Source organism: Nocardioides sp. SRI_004 (genome assembly GCF_057586415.1).
In genome coordinates, this window is the sequence record NZ_JBYCZV010000042.1 from 1 (window position 1) to 425 (window position 425).

At 69.9% G+C, this 425-nt stretch carries 1 protein-coding gene; it reads left to right on the forward strand.

Annotation, left to right across the window (positions count from 1 at the left end; translation table 11 throughout):
* On the forward strand, positions 1–425 hold a 425-nt coding region (locus AC2YHB_RS25625), incomplete at both ends, for a hypothetical protein (RefSeq protein WP_487354880.1).

The following is a 425-nucleotide window of genomic DNA, read 5'->3' on the forward strand; positions in this document are numbered from 1 at the left end:
ACCGCCAAGGACGGTTGGGCCTTCGAGGGGCCGTCGGCGACGTACGAGCTGGCGGCGCCGGTCGACTCGGGCGAGGAGTGCCCGGTCGACGGGAAGAAGGTCGTGGTCTGCAAGTACGTCGGGACCCCGCCGGGCGTGCCGGACCACATCATCGTGGTCAGCGACGCGACCCTGTTCAACAAGGGCTGGGACGGGGTGACCTTCCCGTGGGTCTTCCCGGACGCGCAGGACTCGGTCGCGATCCGCTATGCCGTCGGCAACGAGCAGCCGGGCGACGAGGAGCTCGTCAACTGCCCGCTGGCCGAGATCACTCCTCCGTCGGTCGAGCCGGTCGACCCGTGCGGCCCGGACAACATCGCCTTCCCGGAGGTTCCCGGGACCGACGAGTACTCGGTCGAGGTCGTCGACGGCGACGTCGTGCTGAC